Raw genomic sequence first — 17,563 nt, forward strand, 5'->3', positions numbered from 1 at the left:
CGCGCTCCTGCACCTTGGCAGGGAGCCGACCAAGCGGAATAGGTGACGCTGTTTAAACCCCGTTCGAAGCACTGAGCGCGGCCACCAGATCCTGGCTGTGTTCATGTTCGGCGGAGGCCAAGAAGTCGTCGAGGCTGCGATGCTCAACGAGCTCGCCTTCGTAGAAAACGGCCACGTTATCGCTGACATAGCGGATCACGTCCATGTCATGGGAAATGACCACCAGGCACAACCCCAGCCGATCGCGCAGCTCCAGCAGGAGGTCCAAGATGTGGCGCTGGGCCACGGAATCCAGCGCAGAGGTCGATTCGTCACAGATCAACACCTGCGGGGCGACCAGCAGGGCGCGGGCTATGGCCATGCGCTGCAATTGGCCGCCCGAGCACTGGCCAGGCTTTCGATCCAGCAGCTGCTGAGGAAGCCCAACCTGGGTCATGGCATTCTCAACGATCTTCGTGGCCTCTAGCACGGGCAATCGGTGCACCGCTGCACTCAGGCTCTTGCGAAGCGTCAGGGCAGGATCAAAGGACGAGAATGGTTCTTGCGCAATGACTTGAACGGCGTTGGGCGTGATGCGTTCATGATGGTTCAGGATCTGACCGCTAGTTGGCTTCTCCAAGCCGGCGAGCAATCTGGCGAAGGTGCTTTTTCCTGAGCCCGAGCGCCCCACCACGCCGAGGATTTCACCGGCATGCAAACGCAGCGTGGTGGGTTCCAGAGCCGCGCGGCCCTTGGCCCGGCGTGTGTAATTCTTGCCGGCCGAACGGGCTTCGAGGATGCATCCGGAACTGATTTCGCGTCGCTGCCGCGGCCCAGCCTGGGTCGCATCAACCAGTTCACGCGTTTTGGCGTGCCGGTCCTTGGAGAAGATCATGGCAGTGGGGCACTGGTCAATGATCTCGCCGTCGCTGACCACCACGATTCGATCTGCAATATGCCGGACGCTGGCGATGTCGTGGGTGATGAGCAAAATGCCCAGTCCGCGTTCTTGCTGCTTGCGGCGCAGCAATTCCAGAACTTCGGATTTCAGGATGGAATCCAAGGAAGAGGTAGGCTCGTCGGCCAGAATGAACTCCGGGTTCCCCGCCAAGGCAATGGCCAGCATGGCGCGCTGAGTCATGCCACCGGAAAGCTGGTCGGGACGCTTGCCGGCGATCTCCGCGGCCGGGGCGAGCCCCACTTCATGGAGCAAGGCTTCGACCTGGGCCTCGTGCTTGCGGGCCTTGCCGGCGCCGTGCGCGCCGAGGGCCTCGAGCAGGTGCGCACGGACGGTGAGGCGCGGGTTCATGACTCGCTTAGGCTGCTGGAACAGCATGCCGATGCGCCGCCCGCGCACGGCATCCATGCCCCTGTCATCAAGCTGGTCAATGCGTTCGCCGCCGAGCAGGATTTCGCCCTCGGCGCGCAGCTGCGCCGGCAGAAGGCCCATGATCGCCTTGGTCAGCAACGTTTTTCCGGAACCCGAGCGTCCGACGACGGCCACTAGTTCGCCGGCACGCACCGAGCAGCTGACCTTGGAAAGCAGCGATTTGCTTCCGGCACTGACCGATAATTCGATGATTTCAAGTTCTTTAGTCATTCAGATCCGCCTTGGCCCCGGCCGCGAGGACATCTTGCCCGTTGAGCGTTTGCGTGATGCGGTTGCCCAGCAGGGTCACGCAAAAACTCACCAAGAATATTGCCGCACCCGGTGCAACCAGACCCCAGGGCGAACGAGTTGCATGTGGTTGCGCGTCGGCAAGCATGGACCCCCAGTCCGACTGCGGCGGCTGGACGCCGATGCCCAAATAGGACAGCGAACCGAGCAAGACCAGCAACAGGCCAAAGCGCAACGCTGCCTGGGCCAGCACCGGGCCGACGACAAAGGGAAGCACATGGTGGCGCAGGATGAACCAGCGTGAGGCACCCACGTGCTTGGATGCTTCTACATGGTGCGTGGAGAGCGACTGCACCGCCAGCGAACGCACCAAACGTGCCGTGGGAGTCCAGGCCACCACGCCCACGGAGAGCACCATGGTGGTGAATCCGGGGCCCATCACCGCGATGATCAGCAGCGCAATCACGATCTCCGGCAGCGCCAGCAGCAGGTCGTTGACCCGCAGGAAGATCTCGTCGAGCCAGCCTCCGCGCAGCGCGCTGAGCAGGCCCAGACAGGTACCCACCAGTAACGAGAACAGCGTGGTAATCAGCGCCACGGCCAGGGAGAAGCGTCCACCGTGAAGCACCCGGCTCAACGTGTCGCGTCCCAACGCATCGGTGCCTAGCAGGTGTGCCCAGCTCGGCGATTCAAGACGTTCGGAGAGGCTTTGCGCATCCGGGTCAAAAGGTGAAATCCACGGCGCCGAGATGGTCGCGAACAAAACGATGAGCAGGACGATCACCGGCGGGTTGAACAACAGCCCGCGAAGAGATTTTTTAGTCATGGCGTACTCCAATGCGCACATTCGGGTCGCTGAGCCGGTGCACCAGATCGATGATCCCCGTGGCCAGCACGGCGCAGGCCACGACCACCACAACCCCGCCCTGGGCAACCGGGATGTCGGCGTCCACGATGGCGTCGAAGATCAGCCGTCCCATTCCCGGGATGGCAAAAATGACTTCCACGATGACCGAACCGCCCAGCAGTCCCGCGAACCACACCCCGACCATGGTCCACAACGGAAGCAGGCCATGGGGGATGACGTGGCGGATCAGCGCCTGGCTTCGGCTCAGGCCGCGGGCCCTGGCGGCCAGCACATGTTCAGAATCCAGCGCCTGCTGCACGCCCGAGCGTACCGCCACGCTGAAAAAGCTGATCGGCCGCAGTGCCAGCACGAACACCGGAAGCACCAATGATGCGGGGGATTCGAATCCGGCCGACGGAAGCAAGGACCAGCGCACCGCGAAGAGCAAGACCAGCAGCGGAGCCAGCGCATATTCGGGAATGGCAATCAGCGCGTGGGTCACCGAGGTGATGATCCGGTCCGGCCATTGCCCGGCACGGGTGGCCGCAAGCACACCCAGCACTATGGAGACCAGGATGGCCACCAGCAGGGCGCAGCCGGCCAAAGCCAGGGTGACGCCAATGGCGGGCAGCACCTGGTCGACCACCGGAGTTCCGCTGACAAAAGAGACCCCCATGTCGCCGGTGAAAAACCGGCCAAGCCAGCGACCGAACTGCACCAGCATCGGGTCATGCAGGCCAAATTGCTGGGCATAGGCTTGCACCGCCGCCTCATCCGCGGCTCCGATGTCCATGCGCGCTCTGAGCAGCGCGCGCACCGGATCTCCGGGGGAGACAAAGGGTACGAGAAATACCGCGAAGGACGAAAGCAGGACCGCTGCGCCGAGTCCTACGACTCGGCGCAGCGCCGATGAGAGGGATAGCAACTTACTTGGTCTTCGCCAGATCCTTGGTCAACACGTAGCGGGTGAGCGGGTCCTGGACGTAGCCCTGGACCGAGTCGCCGACGGCGTCGATGGACTGTTCGTTGACCAGCCACACGTTGGCCGCATCCTCGGCAAGGATGTCTCCCGCCTCGCGGTAGAGCTGGTGGCGCGTGGCCTCGTCGGTTTCGCTGGCCGCCTTGGCAATCAGTGCGTCGTAATCCTCATTGCAGTAATGGCTCAGGTTGTAGCCGCCCTGGCAGGTGTAGTCCGCCTGCAGGAACCCGATGGGGTCTGCAATATCGATCATGCGATTGCGCTGGCTCAGGATCATGTCGTACTTGCCGGCCAGTACATCTGGTTCGGCGGCGCCGTAGGACTTGGTGACCACGTTGGCCTGGAGGCCGATCTGCTTGAACTGCTCCTGGATGATGGCGCCGACCCCGGCGAATTCAGCGCGTTCGGTGATCGCGATAATCTCCAGCGGCTGATCTTGCGCATACCCGGAATCGGCCACCAGCTTCTTGGCTTCGTCCAGATTCAGCTGGGGGACGGCCAAGTCGGGATTGGCCCAGCTTTCGCTTGGCGCGAAGGGGCCGGTGGCGGGCTGCGCGGCACCCTCGTAAATGCTTGCGGCGATGGCGGGCAGGTCTAGCGCCATGGTTGCCGCTTTGCGCAGCTTGACGTCATTGAACGGTGCCCGTGAGTTGTTCAGGTAGAGCGTCGCGGTGCGTGGAGAATCGGTTTTGAGCACGCTCACCGAGTCATCCGATTCCAAGGTGGCCAAGCTGGTGGCCGGAATCGACATGGAGATGTCGGCTTCTCCGGTCTGGACCTGGGTTGCGCGCGTGGCGCCCTCGGTGATGTAGCGGATTTCGCCGCCGGCCAGTTTCGCGGTGCCGCCCCAGTAGTTCTCGTTGCGGTCCAGGGTCAGTGACTGGCCGGCCTTTTCGGAGACCGGGGTGAACGGTCCGGTGCAGTGGCCAAACGGGTCTATGCCCTTGGACGTATAAGCATCAGGGGAGAGGACACCGGCATTCACGCTTGCCATGCGGTAGGGCAACAGCGGATCAGCAGCTGGCGTGGTGACGCGGACGGTGTCGGCATCGAGAGCGGCGACCTTGCTGATGGTCTTGGGGTTGATGGCGCGTGCCGGCGCGGCGGCTTCGAGCACGTGGCTCAACGATGCGGCCACGGCCTTCGCATCCAACGCGCTACCGTCCTGGAACTTCACGTCCGGGCGGAGCTCAAAATCCCACTGCGTATCGGAAGACTGCTTCCATGATGCCGCAAGCATCGGCTCGACTTTTTTCTCGGTCTGGTCATACCGGGTCAGGGTTTCCAAGCACCCGGAGATGGACAGCACATAGGCATCATCGCTTTCCAGCGCCCAGTTGGACACCGGCGCGCGGAAATTGGCCACAACTACGCGAGCGTCTTGATCCGCGGCCTGCTCCGGTGCGGCATCCTGCGTGGAGGTACTGCAGGCGGTCAGCGCGAGTGCAACGGCCGCGATTCCGGCGGCTGCGCTCAAACGTCCAAAGTTCATGGAAATCCTTCGGCATTACGTAATGAATAGGCTTCTAAAGCATTAGGGCCTTGGTAAGCGTACCCTAATTAACCGCACCGGAAGCCTGTCCTGAACCCATGGAATCGGCAGGCGGAAATCCGAGCTGTTTGTTTGGAAGCGAGATCGCAACCTGAGTAGTGCAGAGTTGATGGTCGGCGTGGAAATTCTGCGTCGTTTTACCTAATATGTCGTAGTTCACGAATGCTGAGCGGAGGCGCCGACCCGACGCACGAGGCGCGATGCATAGAGGGAGGCCAAGGCCAGCGGAACAAGTAGAACCATCCATGGCAGGTATCCGGGCAGCAGCTCCTGGCCGGCCCGAGTCAGGAGCAACCCGATGAGCATATTTCCCAGCAGCACCGCCAACCCGCCGCAACTGGACAGCAAGCCGAAGTAGGAGCCGGTGGCACGTGTGCCGGCAAATTTCGGGACCAGGCTCAGCGCGGTGGGATGCACGCTCATATGACCCAGGGTCAGCAGGGTCACCGCGCACATGATGCGTGCCGCTCCGGGTTCGCCGCCGAAGGCGGAGGCGGGAACGAACGCGAGCACCGCGAATCCGAGTGCGCTGAAGAGGTACCCGAAACGCAAGGTTATGAACGGACCTAGACGGGTGGCGAGCCACGCAACGGGCAACTGCAAGGTTAGCGTCAGAATGGATATCCAGGCGAAGACCAACCCCAGCCACTGGGTGGGCAAGCCTATGCGCGCCAGCTCCAGCGGAATGGCCAGGTAGAGCTGGTTATAGGCCAACAGGTCCGATGCGTGCAAACCGCAGAACGCCACAAATCTGCGGTCTTTCAGGCACGCACGCAAACTGCTCTTCGGGATGCTTCGCTGCACCGAATCATTGCCAACGCTCCGTGGGGAAATCCCTGGGGCCTCCCGGCGCAGGTTGGCCCACAAGAACAGGCCAATGACGACGAAGAAGACCGCCCCGAATCCTGCGACCGTCGAGAAGCCCCAACCCCATAGCGCCGCTCCGACCAGCGGTCCGGTGACCGCGCCGATTTCCCCGGTAATGCTCAGCCAGGCAAAGAGCGTGGTGCGTTTGGTTTCGGTCGGCTTTCCGCGTTCTCGGGCTGCTTGGGCCGCGGCCACCAGGACATTGAGCCCGGGAGAAAAAAGCGCTCCGCCAAATCCGGTCAGCAGGGTTCCGAGAATGAACATCCACAGCACCGGGGTGCTGGCCCATAACGAGGCCGCCAGGGTGAAGAATCCTGCCGCGCGAACCGCGCAGCCGATGAGGATCATATTTCGCGCGCCAAAACGGTCCGCCAGGCTGCCGCCGGCGAGGAAGAGTCCCTGCTGGGCGAAGGTGCGAATCCCCAGAATGAGTCCCACCGCGGTGCCGGCCAGCAGGAAATCATTGGTGAGGACCACGGCAAGAAATGGAACCACCGCGTAGAAGCCGATATTAAACAGCGTCTGGGTTCCGAGGAGAACGGGAACTTCGAAGCGAGGGGAGCTAGTTTTCATGGACCTTAGGGAACGCGTTGGGCCGCTTCGATATTCTGGCGATGATCAGATCCTTCGGTTTCTTAGGTTTTCGTCGGCAGTATGGCCACCGGATTGCAATTTTAGCCAGCAATAACCCGATTGTCAGAAAGCCGCCGCCGCTAGCCGTAACGGCGGGGCGGATTGTTGGCTGCTCTCGGGGTCTTGGGCAAGCCAATCGACAGCAGGGCAGAGGCGGATAGCCGCTCGAACTACATGCTCCGCGGATTGCGTGGAGGCCCCAGGAATTCCGCAGCTCTGCGCAGGACCTCGTCCATCGATTTCAGTTCGCATTCCCACAGCGTCAGCGAATCCCATCCAAGCAATGCCAAATCTTGCCGTTTGCGCTTGTCCCGGGCGATGTTGGAATCCAATTTCGGGCTCCAGTATTCAGCATTGGATGAGGGGCGGTGTTGGCCCGCAGGGCAATCGTGACCGAGCCAGAAGCAGCCATTCATGAAAATCACTTTGTTCCGGGCGCTGAAGACGAGATCCGGCGAGCCAGGCAGCTTGCCCCCGCGCAAAAGGATTTCCTGGTGTTCTTTGCGCAGCGCGGCCAACTGCCGGACAGGCAATGCTCCGTGCAACCGGAAACGGTAGCCAGCGGCATGCAGCAGACTTCGCAAGGCGAGTTCCGGGCGGGTGTTCTTGCCGGGGATCCGCGACATGAGCCGCGAGCGCTGCCCAACAGTCATGATGTCCATGGTCCATTGTGCGCACGGATCGGCTCTGCACGCCACGGTTCCACTGCAGACTATCCACGAGAGGCAGCTGGAACTCGAGGTCGGTCTGTTCTGCTGGGGCCGGGGTATGTCATTGAAACCTATTGCAACGGTTTACAAGACCCGGGCGCGCCAGTAGGTTGGGCCTCGAGAACGGCAATTCGTCGACCGTTGGCCCGGGCAGCACTGAAACCACTAAGGGGAAACTCAATGAAAGCAGCACGATACTACGACCAGCGGGACATCCGGATCGAGGACATCGACGAGCCGGAACTGAAGCCGGGCAGGGTGGCCATTGACGTGGCCTGGTGCGGTATCTGCGGGACCGACCTGCACGAATACCTTGAAGGGCCGATCTTCATCCCGCCGGCCGGGAAGCCTCACCCGATCTCGGGTGAAAGCGCACCGGTCACCATGGGCCATGAATTCTCCGGAACCGTCACGGCCCTGGGGCCAGGAGTCACCGGACTCGAAATCGGCGAAAACGTGGTGGTAGAGCCCTATATCGTTCATGAAGACGTGGACACCAGCCAGGGACAGCCCTACCAGTTGTCCGAGAATATGAACTTCATCGGCTTGGGCGGCCGCGGTGGCGGACTTTCGGAGAAAATTGTGGTCGAACGCCGCTGGGTGCACCCCATCGGCCGGATCCCGCTTGATGAAGCCGCACTAATAGAGCCGCTGTCGGTTGCCCACCATGCGTTCGTCCGATCGGGGGCCAAAGCCGGGCAGGTTGCCATTGTCGGTGGTGCCGGTCCGATCGGATTGCTGACCGCTGCGGTGCTTAAAGCCAAGGGGCTTCAGGTCTTCGTCTCGGAGCTTTCCGAAGCCCGCAAGGCCAAGGCCCGCGAAACCGGGGTGGCCGATGATGTCTTCGATCCGCGGGACGGGGACGTGGCGCAGAAAGTGCGCGACGCAACCGGAGGTCGCGGCGCCGATGTCGGATTCGAGTGCTCCTCCGTCCCTGCGGTGCTGGACATGCTCCTGGATGCGGTGTCTTCGGGCGGGGTGATCGTCAACGTTTCGATCTGGGGCCATAAGCCACCAGTTGACATGCCCAAGCTGGTGCTGAAAGAGATCGATCTGCGGGGAACCATCGGCTACGCCAGCGATCATCCGGACACCATAGCGCTGGTGCAGGGCGGGAAGCTGGACTTGGCGCCCTTCATTACCGGCCGGATCGGACTTGACGGGCTGGTGTCCGAAGGTTTCGACCAGTTGATTAACAACAATGAAGAGCATGTGAAGATCATCGTGAATCCGCGCGCCTGATCTGGCTGTTGTCGGCGCCGGCAGAGCAACCGACCGGCAGAGCTGGAGGACTGCTCTGCCGGTCGGGCTTGGCATTTGCCGTTCCCTCTGTAGGCGGGGGTCGCCACTGTTCGTGGCTCGCGGGAGGAATTTACTGCTGGACCGCGCCTTCCAGGTCATCCAGTGCCATCTGCGGTGGCTGGCGCCTGAATCCCCTGGTCGTGAAGCCCAAGATGATCCCGCCGATGACCAGCCAGATCGAGCCGATGGCTACCGCGTGCATATCCAGCTGCAAGAGCAGGAATCCGATCACCAACACGCCGATGGCCGGGCACAGGACATAGAGCAGCGGGTTCAGCTGCCTGCCGGCTTGGCGTTCTCGTGCCCAGTAGACGATCACCGAGGCGTTGACCATGATGAAGGCGATGAATGCCCCGAAATTGATGAATGACGTCGAGGTGGCCACGTCCATGAATATGGCGATCAGGCCCACCGCGGCAATGGCCAGGATCGAGAAGACCGGGGTGCTCCACCGGGCGTTCAGCTTGCCGAAGAAGCCGCGTGGAAGCACCCCGTCACGGCCCATGGCGTAGAGCAGCCGGCTGCCGGCGGCTTGGGCCGCGATGCCCGAGGTGAATTGGGCAATGACCAGGGCGGCGAGGAACACCGCTCCAAAGATATTGCCGCCGACCTGCTGGGCGATTTCGAAGCCCGCCGCCTCCGAATTCTCGAAGACGCCGCCCGGATGCACCAGCTGCACGGTGTAGGCCACCACCACGAAGATGCCGCCGCCGATCAGCGCGATCAGCATGATCGCCTTGGGTACGGTGCGCCGCGGCTCGACGGTCTCCTCGGTCAACGTGGTCACTGCATCGAATCCGAGGAAGGAATAGGCAGCGATGGCCGCGCCGCCGGCGATGCCAGCGGCGGTGGCATCGATTCCGGTGAACGGGGTGGCGCTGGCCAGTCCGCTAGCCCCGTGTTCGCCGACGACGCTGGACACGGAGAGGGCCACGAAGAAGACGATAACCAGGATCTGGAAGGACATCAGGACCAGATTCACCCGGTCGGCCACCTTGATGCCCACGATGTTCAGGATTGTCGTGGCCACAATGAAGCCCAGGATCCATACCGGCATGGGCACAGCAGGGAACTGCGCCTGCAGGTAGGAACCTCCGATCAACCAGATCACCATGGGCAGGAACAGGTAGTCGAGCATGGTGGCCCAGCCGACCAGGAAACCCACCCGGCCATCGATGGTTTTGCGTACGTAGGTGTAGGCAGAGCCCGCTACGGGGTAGGCGGCTGCCATTCGCCCATAGCTGTTGGCGGTGAAAAGCATCGCCAGCAAGGCAAGGAGGTAGGCGCTGGCGCTGGCGCCGCCGGTTTGCGAGGCGATGACCCCGAAGATGCCCAGGACAATTAGCGGTGTCAGATAGGCCAGGCCGAAGATCACCAGCGAGGGCAACGTCAAAGTGCGTGTGAGGGCAGTGGTGGTGGACATGGAAAACTCCGTTGTTTTCAGTAGGGGAGGTGAGAGGGAAACGATCTAGGAGCGGGGACCCGGTGGCCGCGGGGTCCAACGGGAGGGATCAAGCACGCCGTTGTACATCGGCAGGTTGATGGGCTGATCTCCTTGCCGGAACTGGGACCAGACCCGGTTGGTTCCGGCCGTGCCCTGCTCGCGTACGCGCTGCAGCCTGGTTGGATCGACTCGCACCACGAGCGTGTCTTCGCCCAGCCCGGCTTCGCCTAGCACCATGCCTTCGGGGTCCACCGCGATGCTGCGGCCCCGGCCGGCGGGGTGGGCGCAGTTCACGCTGAGCATGTAGACCTGGTTCACGATGGCGTTGGCTCTGGCCAGCACCAGTTCTTGTTCGCGGTCATCGCTGGTGGTCTTCACGACGTTCACTATGGCCCCGGCGCCCATCCACGCGAGATGGCGGGAATGCTCGGGAAACCACGCGTCGTAGCAGTTGGACAGACCGACCGGTCCAAAGCCGTCCAGCGCGGCCACCACGAATTCGGTGCCCGGCTGATGCGGCTCAAAGGGCCGCCAGGGGAACATCTTGCGGTAGCTGGCCGCCAGGGTTCCGTCCGGGGCGAAGAGCAGCTGGGTGTTGTAGTAGCCGCCGGCAGCGTCGCGTTCCCCGATGCTTCCCGGGCAGAGCCAGATCCGGTGTGCTTCCGCGATCCGGCCGAGGGCCGCGACGAACGGATCATCCAGCGGGACCGCGGCGTTCACCAACGCTGCACTCCGTTCGGCTTCGGGCAGATGCTCGGTGCCGTGCAAGTGCATTTCCGGGTAGGCCAGCAGATCCATCGGTCCGAAGCGATCTAGCGTCGCGGCTACGTCCTCGGCAAAACCGTCTACCGAGCTCGACACGGGCAGCGGAGCGCGTTGGGCCAGGCCGGCAATGATTTCTTGAGGCACCATGAACTTCTTTCGGAGATATATAACTGATCAATATGAGCAGTTATATAAATGTATGTGATGCAATCGATAGACTCAATACATGACGGCAAAAAATAATCCGGGTTCGGCTAATGCTGAGAAACGTGAAGCCGAGCGATTGCTGCATGCGGCACCGGGCTCCGCAGCTGTTACTCGGCTTACGGCGATGGAAACCGTCCGTGCACGAATCCTGCTGTCGGTCGAACATCGACTGCTTGCCCCAGGCGGCAAATTGCCAAGTACCCAGCTGATCGCCGCCGGCCTTGAAGTCAGCGTCATCACGGCTCGTCGCGGGCTGGAAAGCCTGGTGGCAGACGGGGTGCTCGAACGGCGTCCCGGGCGAGGCGGCGGGACCTTCGTGGTGCAAGATCCGCCGCAGCTCAATGATTCCTCGGTCCAAGCATTCCGCGCAGATGAAGGTGCGGTGCTCCGGTTGATCGACCAGCGCAGCCTCATGGAAAGCGCCGTTGCTGCGCAGGCCGCACTACGCGCCACCGAGGAGCAGTGCCAAGAGTTGGAAGAATTGATCAGCCAATCGGCACGTGCTGCAAGCTGGCATGAGCATCACATCCCCGATACCCGTTTCCACCGCCTGCTTGCCGAAATCAGCGACCTTCCCGAGGTACCTGCCTACCTCGCCGCTTACGAAGAACTGCTGAAGTACTTCGTGCCCTATCCGCAGGAGAAGCTGGAAGTTGGCCGAGGCCACCACCGGCAGCTGGTTAACGCTCTGCGGCGCCATGATCCCGTGGAGGCCATGTCGGTGACCCAGGAACATGTGGCGGCACTGAGGGGAGAGATGTTCTTCGGTCTTGGAACTGGTGGAGGGCGCTAGTGACGGCAATAGGCGGTGCGCTGCTTGCCTGTGCTCCGCTGCCTTTTCGCCGGCGAGGAAGTGTCCCTGCTTGTCGAAAGTTCGAATCCCCGGCATAAGTCCCACAGTGGTGCCGGGCGGAAGGAAATCATTGGTGAGGACGACGGCAAGAAATGGAACCACCGCGTAGAAGTCGATGTTGAACGGCCTTTGAGTTCCGAGAAGCACGGGAATTACGAAGCGAGATGAGTTAATTTTCATTGACCTCGGAAACGCGCTGGTCCGCAACGGCAATCCTGAGATGGTGAAATACCGTGCATCGCGATGCTCGCCGGGAAGGGCGGGATACCGGACCTAAATATTAGCCGGAACTTTCTTGCGACCAATGTGCTGCCGAACCGGTAGCATCGCTGGCCCAGACCCCTTTCGGTTGTGCCCTCCAAGTGGCAGACTATGGGCACAACTTCCGGCCGCCTGGCTGACCAGCCCTGCGGTTGCCTGAAACGACAGTAGCCCACCTGGACGGGAAGGATGCGTCATGGCAAAACTCAGAGCGCATAATTTGAGTATTTCGCTAGACGGCATGGGCAGCGGGGTGAACCGCAGCCTCGAAGAACCCTTCGGGCATGCAGGGGAGCGACTGCACGAATGGTTCATCCCCACCCAGACCTTCCAATCGCTGGTGGGCAACGAAATGCGCGTACCTCTGGACGAGGCTGCAGCCGAGGACGACGTTTTTGCCCGGAAGGCGTTTGACGGCCTTGGTGCCGAAATCATGGGTGCCGGAAAGTACGGTCCTCCGGGGTGGGAAGAAGACCCCAGCTGGTCCGGCTGGTGGGGAGAAGAACCGCCGTTCCATTCTCCGGTGTTCGTGCTCAGCCACCGGAAGCGTGAATCCCAGACGGTGGGGGAGACGACCTTCCATTTCATCGATGCCTCCCCGCAAGAAGCCCTGGAAGCAGCCGCCGCGGCCGCCGGCGGGCTGGACGTGCGCCTCGGTGGCGGCGTGCTCAGCGTGCGGGAATTCTTGCGCGCCGGACTGGTGGACTATCTGCACGTGGCGCTAGTTCCGATCCTCTTAGGACGCGGTGACAGGCTCTGGGAGGGTCTTGAAGGGATGGAGCGAAACTACTCGATCGCATCCACTTCGACGAGCAGCGGGGTGACGCATCTGGAATTCACCCGGATCGAGTCCTAGCGAACCGAATGTGTAGCTTCGTCACGCGCCGTCTTGCCTTCGGGCGGGGCGGTGCTGGCAGACTGGGGTCAAATGCCATGGGATCGTCGACCCGGGGTTTCCGGGCATGGCAGAAAAGCCACCAAGCGAAGGAGCATGAATATGTACGCAGTAACGAATCCTGCCACCGGAGTCGTGGAAGCAACCTACCCCATCGCCTCGGACGCGCAAATCCAGACCGCGATTACCACCGCCCATCAAGCCTATGGGCAATGGTCCGTCTCTGCGCTGGCCGACCGCGTAGCCCTGCTCGAACGCGTGGCAGATATCTATGAAGCGCGTGCCGAAGAGCTTGCCGGGATCATCACCCGTGAGATGGGCAAGCCGAAGAAGCAGTCGCTCGGTGAGATCGGCATCGTGGTGTCCATCTACCGCTACTACGCCAAGAACGGTCCGAAGTTCTTGGAAGATGAAGAACTGGAAATTGCCTCGGGCGGCAAGGCGCTGGTGCGCAAGGAAGCGGTCGGCGTGCTGCTGGGCATCATGCCGTGGAATTTCCCGTACTACCAGGTGGCGCGCTTCGCGGCGCCCAACTTGATGAACGGCAATACGATCCTGCTCAAGCACGCACCGCAGTGCCCCGAATCCGCGCTGGCCATGGAGCAGATCTTCCATGAAGCCGCAGCGCCGCACGGCGCCTACCTGAACATCTTCGCCACCAATGAGCAGGCGGCCGAGATCATCGCGGACCGCCGCATCCAGGGCGTCTCGCTGACCGGCTCCGAACGCGCGGGCGCGGCGGTGGCAGAGGTCGCCGGACGCAATCTGAAGAAGGTGGTCCTGGAATTGGGCGGTTCTGATCCCTTCCTGGTGCTGCCCGACGTCGATGTGGAACGGACCGCGAAGCTCGGCATGCGGGCCCGCTTCGGCAATACCGGGCAGGCCTGCAACTCGGCCAAGCGGTTCATCGTGGATTCCTCGGTGTATGAGGACTTCTCCCGGGCGCTCGCCGAACAGGTGTCCGCCATCAAGGTCGGCGATCCAACCCAGGCCGAGACCTTTCTCGGCCCGCTGTCTTCGGCGGCGGCCCGCGAAGGTCTGGCGGAACAGGTGCAGGACGCCATCGACAAGGGCGCCACGGTGCTCACCGGCGGCAAGCGGATCGAAGGCGTCGGCGCCTACTACGAACCGACCATCCTGGCCGATGTCACCCCTGAAATGCGCGCCTTCTCCGAGGAGCTCTTCGGGCCGGTGGCGGTGCTCTACAAGGTGGACGGCGAGGAAGAAGCTATCGCGTTGGCCAACAACTCTGACTACGGATTGGGTGCCTCGGTCCACACCAAGGACCTGGCGCGCGCCGAGCGGATCGCCGCGCGGCTGGAAAGCGGAATGGTGGCCATCAACGAACCTTCGGCCTCGGCGGCCGAATTGCCATTCGGCGGAGTGAAGCGCTCGGGGATCGGCCGGGAGCTGGGCAAGTACGGCATGACCGAGTTCATCAACCACAAGCTGGTGAAGGTCGCGGGGCGCTAGCCGACTGGTGAGTTTGGCAGCGGGCCTGTTTCCCAGAAATCTCTGGGAAACAGGCCCGCTGGTGGTTAAACGCCCAGCTTTTCGCGAAGCCTGGAGACATGTCCCTTCGCATCCACGGCGTATTCAATCTGGCTGATCGTGCCGTCCGGAGCAACCACGGCGGTGGAGCGCAGCGTGCCGACAAAGGTCTTTTCTCCGAAGCTCTTCTCGCCGAAGGAGCCGTAGGCCTTGGCCACGAGGTTCTCCGGGTCCGAAAGCAGCGGGAAATTCAGCGACTCATCGGTGGCGAACTTTGCGATCTCCGCCGGCTCGTCCGGGGAAATGCCCAAGACTGAGTAGCCGGCGCTCTTCAGCGAGTTGAGATTGTCGCGGAAATCGCAGGCCTCGGTGGTGCAGCCTGGGGTCGCTGCCTTGGGGTAGAAGTAGACGATGACGTTCTGGCCTGCGAAGTCGGACAGCGAAACCTCTTCGGACTGTGCATCGCGCAGGGTAAATTCTGGTGCCGGCTGACCCGCAACCAATTTAACTGCTTGTTCTGACATCATTCCAACTTTCGTATAACGATAATTAGTTTTCATTCTACGACTAGTTTGGGTAGATCTCTAGGGCTTTCGGCCCCGGCATCCTGAGGTGCTCAATGATGCTCCTGTACATAGAACTAGTACATCGTGACAGTTCCGTCCGAGAAGTTGAATGACCTCGAACATACCAAGCGCGATGGGATCGCGCCGCCGACTTTCGGCAGCTAGCGGTTGGCAGGACTTGGCTGGGCAACTGGGTTGCCCAGGGTTCAAGAACCTTGGGTCGCCGGGCCGACGCAATCCGGTTCCCGCGCCGTGGGTTCAGCGACTTCCATCTGGATGCAGCAAACTCCCCAGCGAACTTTTGGGTCCGCTGGGGAGTTTGTCAGCTAAAGGCCGGTGATTCGGTGCCGGCCGGCCTAAACGCGCTAGGCAACCAAGACGTAGAGCAACCAGCACAGGGCGAAGCTCATCACTCCGACGGCGGTGGCGATGACCGTCCAGGTTGACAGGGCGGTCTTCGTTGACAGACCCAGGAAGCGGCTGACCAGCCAGAATCCGGAATCGTTCACGTGGGAGAGGGTGATCGCACCGGCGACGATCGCCACCACGATGCAGGCCAGCGCCAGCGGTGATTGGTCACCGGATGCGGCGACCGCCGGGGCCATGAGTCCCGCCGCCGTGGTTCCAGCGACGGTGGCCGACCCCTGGGCAACGCGCATGATCACGGCGATCAGGAATCCAGCCAGAATCAGCGGCATGCCGACGGCTTGGAGACTGGATGCCATGGCGCCTCCAATGCCCGTCGCCGTGAGGACGCCGCCGAAGATTCCGCCGGCGCCGGTGATCAGGATGATCGAGCAGACCGGGGCGAGGGAGTCATCGACGACCTTCTCCAGCGCCGAACCGATCGGGCCTTCGTGTGGCCGGACCAACAGCAGGTACATCGCCAGCAAGGCGGAGATCAGCAGGGCAATCGGGGTGTTGCCGAGGAAGACGAGAATCTGCGCCCAGAGGGCGTCCTCCGGGACCACGCCGGTGGCTTGCAGGGTCTTGATGCCGGTATTCATGAAAATCAGCACCAGCGGCAAAAGCAGCAGGCTCAGCACCAGTGCGAAGCGTGGCAGGACCGCCTGGTCCGCTTCCTGCCTGGTCCCGAGCAGTTCGGGTACGGAGATCCGCTGCGTCCGCGCCGCGAGGAGCAAGGAGAGCCGGTAGCCTGCCACGTACCAGGTGGGCAGGCCGACCAGCAGGCCCACCATGAGCACCAGTCCGACGTCGGCGCCGACGATGCCGGCCGCCGCGACCGGTCCCGGGTGCGGTGGCACGAGTGCGTGCATGACGAGGAATGCTCCGGCCGCCGGCAACGCGTACTTCAGCAGGCCGCCGCCGACCCGCCGAGCCACCGTATAGATGATGGGCAGCATGACGATGAATCCGGCGTCCAGGAAGATCGGGAAGCCGAAGAGCAGCGATGCCACCGACAGCGCCAGGGGCGCGCGCTTCTCGCCGAAGAGCCCGATCAGCTTCTCGGAGATGACCTGGGCGCCCCCGGAGGTTTCCACGATCCGTCCCAGCACGGCACCGAAACCGACCAGCATGGCAACGTTTCCCAGTGTTTTGCCGAACGGCCCGACGATGGTTTCCAGCAGGTCCGCGGCACTCACGCCGGCGGCGATGGCCGTGAGCAGGCTGACGATGATCAGCGAGAAGAACGCGTGCAGGCGGACCTTCATGATCAGGAACAGCAGCACGGCGATCGCCAGGACCGCGATCAGCAGCAGGACGGGCACGGGCAGCGTGGCCTCGGGTGCCGCGGCTGCGGCCAGCACGAGCGTGGACGGTGATGTCATGGGGTCTCCAGGTGAAGTTGGCGGGCGCGCGCCTCGTCGAGCACGGCGCCGAAGTTGGCCGGGGCATGGGCGAAGCGGCCCAGGAAGAGGCCGTCGGCCTCCGGCAAGCGCGGCAGCAGGCCGGGGCCGGCGCTGCCGCCGTAGATGAGCACCACGGGGGAGCCCGGCACGGTCAGCTGCCCCCGGATGATTTCCAGCACCGAGTTAACGTGGCCGGGGGAGGCCGGCGCGGCGGCGCCGATCGCCCAGACAGGTTCGTAGGCGAGCAGCACGGCGGACGGGTCGATGCTGGATTCCGTCCCCGTGCCCAGGGCCGCGGCGATCTGCCGCAGGCACTGCGCGGCGGCGGCTTGCGCAGCACCGCGCTCCAGCTCGCCGACGCACAGCAGCGGGGTCAGCCCGGCGGCGGTAGCCGCACGCACCTTGGCGGCCACCACACCGTCGTCTTCGCCGAAGCCGGAGCGGCGTTCGGCATGCCCGATCTCCACGATCCGCACCCCGACCTCGGCAAGCATGCCGGCGCTGACCTCGCCGGTCAGGGCGCCGTCCGCCGCTGAGCAGTTCTGCGCGGCCAGCTGGCAACCGGTGCCCTCAAGGATCCGCGCCGCGGATTCCAGCACGGGGAAGGACGGCGCCGCAAAGGGAATCACGTCCCGCCCGCCGAAATCCTGGGCGCCCGCGCTGCGGGCGAGCAGCTCGCGGCGCACCCCCTCCAGCCAGGTGAGCGACTGCCGGTAGCCGAGGTACATTTTTGTGCTCACGCCGATGTAGAGGGAGCGCGGACGATCGATGACGGCCATGGGA

At 62.9% G+C, this 17,563-nt stretch carries 15 protein-coding genes; 4 read left to right on the top strand and 11 right to left on the bottom strand.

The annotated features are described in order from the left end of the window. Positions 1–52: 52 nt before the first annotated feature. The 6 genes from CQ019_RS08870 to CQ019_RS08895 form a co-directional block, all read right to left on the bottom strand. Complete coding sequence (locus CQ019_RS08870; protein WP_105569483.1) at positions 53–1,579, bottom strand: ABC transporter ATP-binding protein; 1,527 nt, start codon at positions 1,577–1,579, stop codon at positions 53–55. Next, positions 1,572–2,423 carry an ABC transporter permease gene (locus CQ019_RS08875; protein ID WP_105569484.1) on the bottom strand — a complete coding sequence of 284 codons (852 nt, stop codon included), beginning with the start codon at positions 2,421–2,423 and terminating at the stop codon, positions 1,572–1,574. The genes CQ019_RS08870 and CQ019_RS08875 overlap by 8 nt, the downstream gene beginning before the upstream one ends. Next, positions 2,416–3,369, bottom strand: coding sequence for an ABC transporter permease (locus CQ019_RS08880; RefSeq protein WP_096286113.1), 954 nt, complete (start codon positions 3,367–3,369; stop codon positions 2,416–2,418). The genes CQ019_RS08875 and CQ019_RS08880 overlap by 8 nt, the downstream gene beginning before the upstream one ends. Before the next feature lies 1 nt (position 3,370). Continuing rightward, positions 3,371–4,915, bottom strand: a complete 1,545-nt coding sequence (locus CQ019_RS08885) for an ABC transporter substrate-binding protein (RefSeq protein ID WP_105569485.1) — start codon at positions 4,913–4,915, stop codon at positions 3,371–3,373. A 216-nt stretch (positions 4,916–5,131) separates the two neighbouring features. Further along, positions 5,132–6,415 (bottom strand): MFS transporter, encoded by a 1,284-nt coding sequence (locus CQ019_RS08890; protein WP_105569486.1) that lies wholly within the window; start codon positions 6,413–6,415, stop codon positions 5,132–5,134. 230 nt (positions 6,416–6,645) lie between these two features. Next, entirely contained in the window at positions 6,646–7,128 is a 483-nt protein-coding gene (locus tag CQ019_RS08895; protein WP_258133894.1) for a very short patch repair endonuclease, read from the bottom strand. A gap of 237 nt (positions 7,129–7,365) precedes the next feature. Here CQ019_RS08895 and CQ019_RS08900 point away from each other — a divergent pair, with 237 nt between their 5' ends. Continuing rightward, positions 7,366–8,427 (top strand): 2,3-butanediol dehydrogenase, encoded by a 1,062-nt coding sequence (locus tag CQ019_RS08900; protein WP_105569488.1) that lies wholly within the window; start codon positions 7,366–7,368, stop codon positions 8,425–8,427. A 130-nt stretch (positions 8,428–8,557) separates the two neighbouring features. On the opposite strand, the gene CQ019_RS08905 is transcribed toward CQ019_RS08900, so the two are convergent. Together CQ019_RS08905 and CQ019_RS08910 are read right to left on the bottom strand one after the other, a co-directional pair. Next, positions 8,558–9,910 (bottom strand): APC family permease, encoded by a 1,353-nt coding sequence (locus tag CQ019_RS08905; protein WP_105569489.1) that lies wholly within the window; start codon positions 9,908–9,910, stop codon positions 8,558–8,560. 45 nt (positions 9,911–9,955) lie between these two features. Then, positions 9,956–10,843, bottom strand: a complete 888-nt coding sequence (locus tag CQ019_RS08910; RefSeq protein WP_105569490.1) for a carbon-nitrogen hydrolase family protein — start codon at positions 10,841–10,843, stop codon at positions 9,956–9,958. A gap of 79 nt (positions 10,844–10,922) precedes the next feature. Here CQ019_RS08910 and CQ019_RS08915 point away from each other — a divergent pair, with 79 nt between their 5' ends. The 3 genes from CQ019_RS08915 (at position 10,923) to CQ019_RS08925 (ending at position 14,385) form a co-directional block, all read left to right on the top strand. Continuing rightward, positions 10,923–11,696, top strand: coding sequence for a FadR/GntR family transcriptional regulator (locus CQ019_RS08915; RefSeq protein ID WP_096286127.1), 774 nt, complete (start codon positions 10,923–10,925; stop codon positions 11,694–11,696). Between the two features lie 517 nt (positions 11,697–12,213). Beyond that, entirely contained in the window at positions 12,214–12,873 is a 660-nt protein-coding gene (locus CQ019_RS08920) for a dihydrofolate reductase family protein (RefSeq protein ID WP_105569491.1), read from the top strand. A 141-nt stretch (positions 12,874–13,014) separates the two neighbouring features. Continuing rightward, positions 13,015–14,385, top strand: a complete 1,371-nt coding sequence (locus CQ019_RS08925; protein ID WP_219844250.1) for an NAD-dependent succinate-semialdehyde dehydrogenase — start codon at positions 13,015–13,017, stop codon at positions 14,383–14,385. Positions 14,386–14,450: 65 nt separating this feature from the next. On the opposite strand, the gene bcp is transcribed toward CQ019_RS08925, so the two are convergent. The 3 genes from bcp to CQ019_RS08940 form a co-directional block, all read right to left on the bottom strand. Beyond that, a complete protein-coding gene (gene bcp / locus CQ019_RS08930) occupies positions 14,451–14,930 on the bottom strand; it encodes a thioredoxin-dependent thiol peroxidase (RefSeq protein ID WP_374954788.1) in 480 nt (159 codons plus the stop codon). A 404-nt stretch (positions 14,931–15,334) separates the two neighbouring features. Then, positions 15,335–16,759 carry a GntP family permease gene (locus tag CQ019_RS08935; protein WP_105569493.1) on the bottom strand — a complete coding sequence of 475 codons (1,425 nt, stop codon included), beginning with the start codon at positions 16,757–16,759 and terminating at the stop codon, positions 15,335–15,337. Further along, positions 16,756–17,559 (bottom strand): triose-phosphate isomerase family protein, encoded by an 804-nt coding sequence (locus CQ019_RS08940; RefSeq protein ID WP_105569494.1) that lies wholly within the window; start codon positions 17,557–17,559, stop codon positions 16,756–16,758. Before CQ019_RS08940 ends, CQ019_RS08935 begins: the two co-directional genes overlap by 4 nt. Positions 17,560–17,563 lie beyond the last annotated feature (4 nt).

It is taken from the genome of Arthrobacter sp. MYb229 (assembly GCF_002975405.1).
Taxonomy (GTDB): domain Bacteria; phylum Actinomycetota; class Actinomycetes; order Actinomycetales; family Micrococcaceae; genus Glutamicibacter.

Excerpts from the sequence above, each read along its gene's own strand:
- CQ019_RS08925 (WP_219844250.1), top strand. The coding sequence starts at position 13,015 with ATGTACGCAGTAACGAATCCTGCCACCGGAGTCGTGGAAGCAACCTAC.
- CQ019_RS08940 (WP_105569494.1), bottom strand. The coding sequence starts at position 17,559 with ATGGCCGTCATCGATCGTCCGCGCTCCCTCTACATCGGCGTGAGCACA.
- CQ019_RS08920 (WP_105569491.1), top strand. The coding sequence starts at position 12,214 with ATGGCAAAACTCAGAGCGCATAATTTGAGTATTTCGCTAGACGGCATG.
- CQ019_RS08900 (WP_105569488.1), top strand. The coding sequence starts at position 7,366 with ATGAAAGCAGCACGATACTACGACCAGCGGGACATCCGGATCGAGGAC.
- bcp (WP_374954788.1), bottom strand. The coding sequence starts at position 14,930 with ATGATGTCAGAACAAGCAGTTAAATTGGTTGCGGGTCAGCCGGCACCA.
- CQ019_RS08890 (WP_105569486.1), bottom strand. The coding sequence starts at position 6,415 with ATGAAAACTAGCTCCCCTCGCTTCGAAGTTCCCGTTCTCCTCGGAACC.
- CQ019_RS08895 (WP_258133894.1), bottom strand. The coding sequence starts at position 7,128 with ATGACTGTTGGGCAGCGCTCGCGGCTCATGTCGCGGATCCCCGGCAAG.
- CQ019_RS08915 (WP_096286127.1), top strand. The coding sequence starts at position 10,923 with ATGACGGCAAAAAATAATCCGGGTTCGGCTAATGCTGAGAAACGTGAA.
- CQ019_RS08875 (WP_105569484.1), bottom strand. The coding sequence starts at position 2,423 with ATGACTAAAAAATCTCTTCGCGGGCTGTTGTTCAACCCGCCGGTGATC.
- CQ019_RS08910 (WP_105569490.1), bottom strand. The coding sequence starts at position 10,843 with ATGGTGCCTCAAGAAATCATTGCCGGCCTGGCCCAACGCGCTCCGCTG.
- CQ019_RS08935 (WP_105569493.1), bottom strand. The coding sequence starts at position 16,759 with ATGACATCACCGTCCACGCTCGTGCTGGCCGCAGCCGCGGCACCCGAG.
- CQ019_RS08870 (WP_105569483.1), bottom strand. The coding sequence starts at position 1,579 with ATGACTAAAGAACTTGAAATCATCGAATTATCGGTCAGTGCCGGAAGC.
- CQ019_RS08885 (WP_105569485.1), bottom strand. The coding sequence starts at position 4,915 with ATGAACTTTGGACGTTTGAGCGCAGCCGCCGGAATCGCGGCCGTTGCA.
- CQ019_RS08905 (WP_105569489.1), bottom strand. The coding sequence starts at position 9,910 with ATGTCCACCACCACTGCCCTCACACGCACTTTGACGTTGCCCTCGCTG.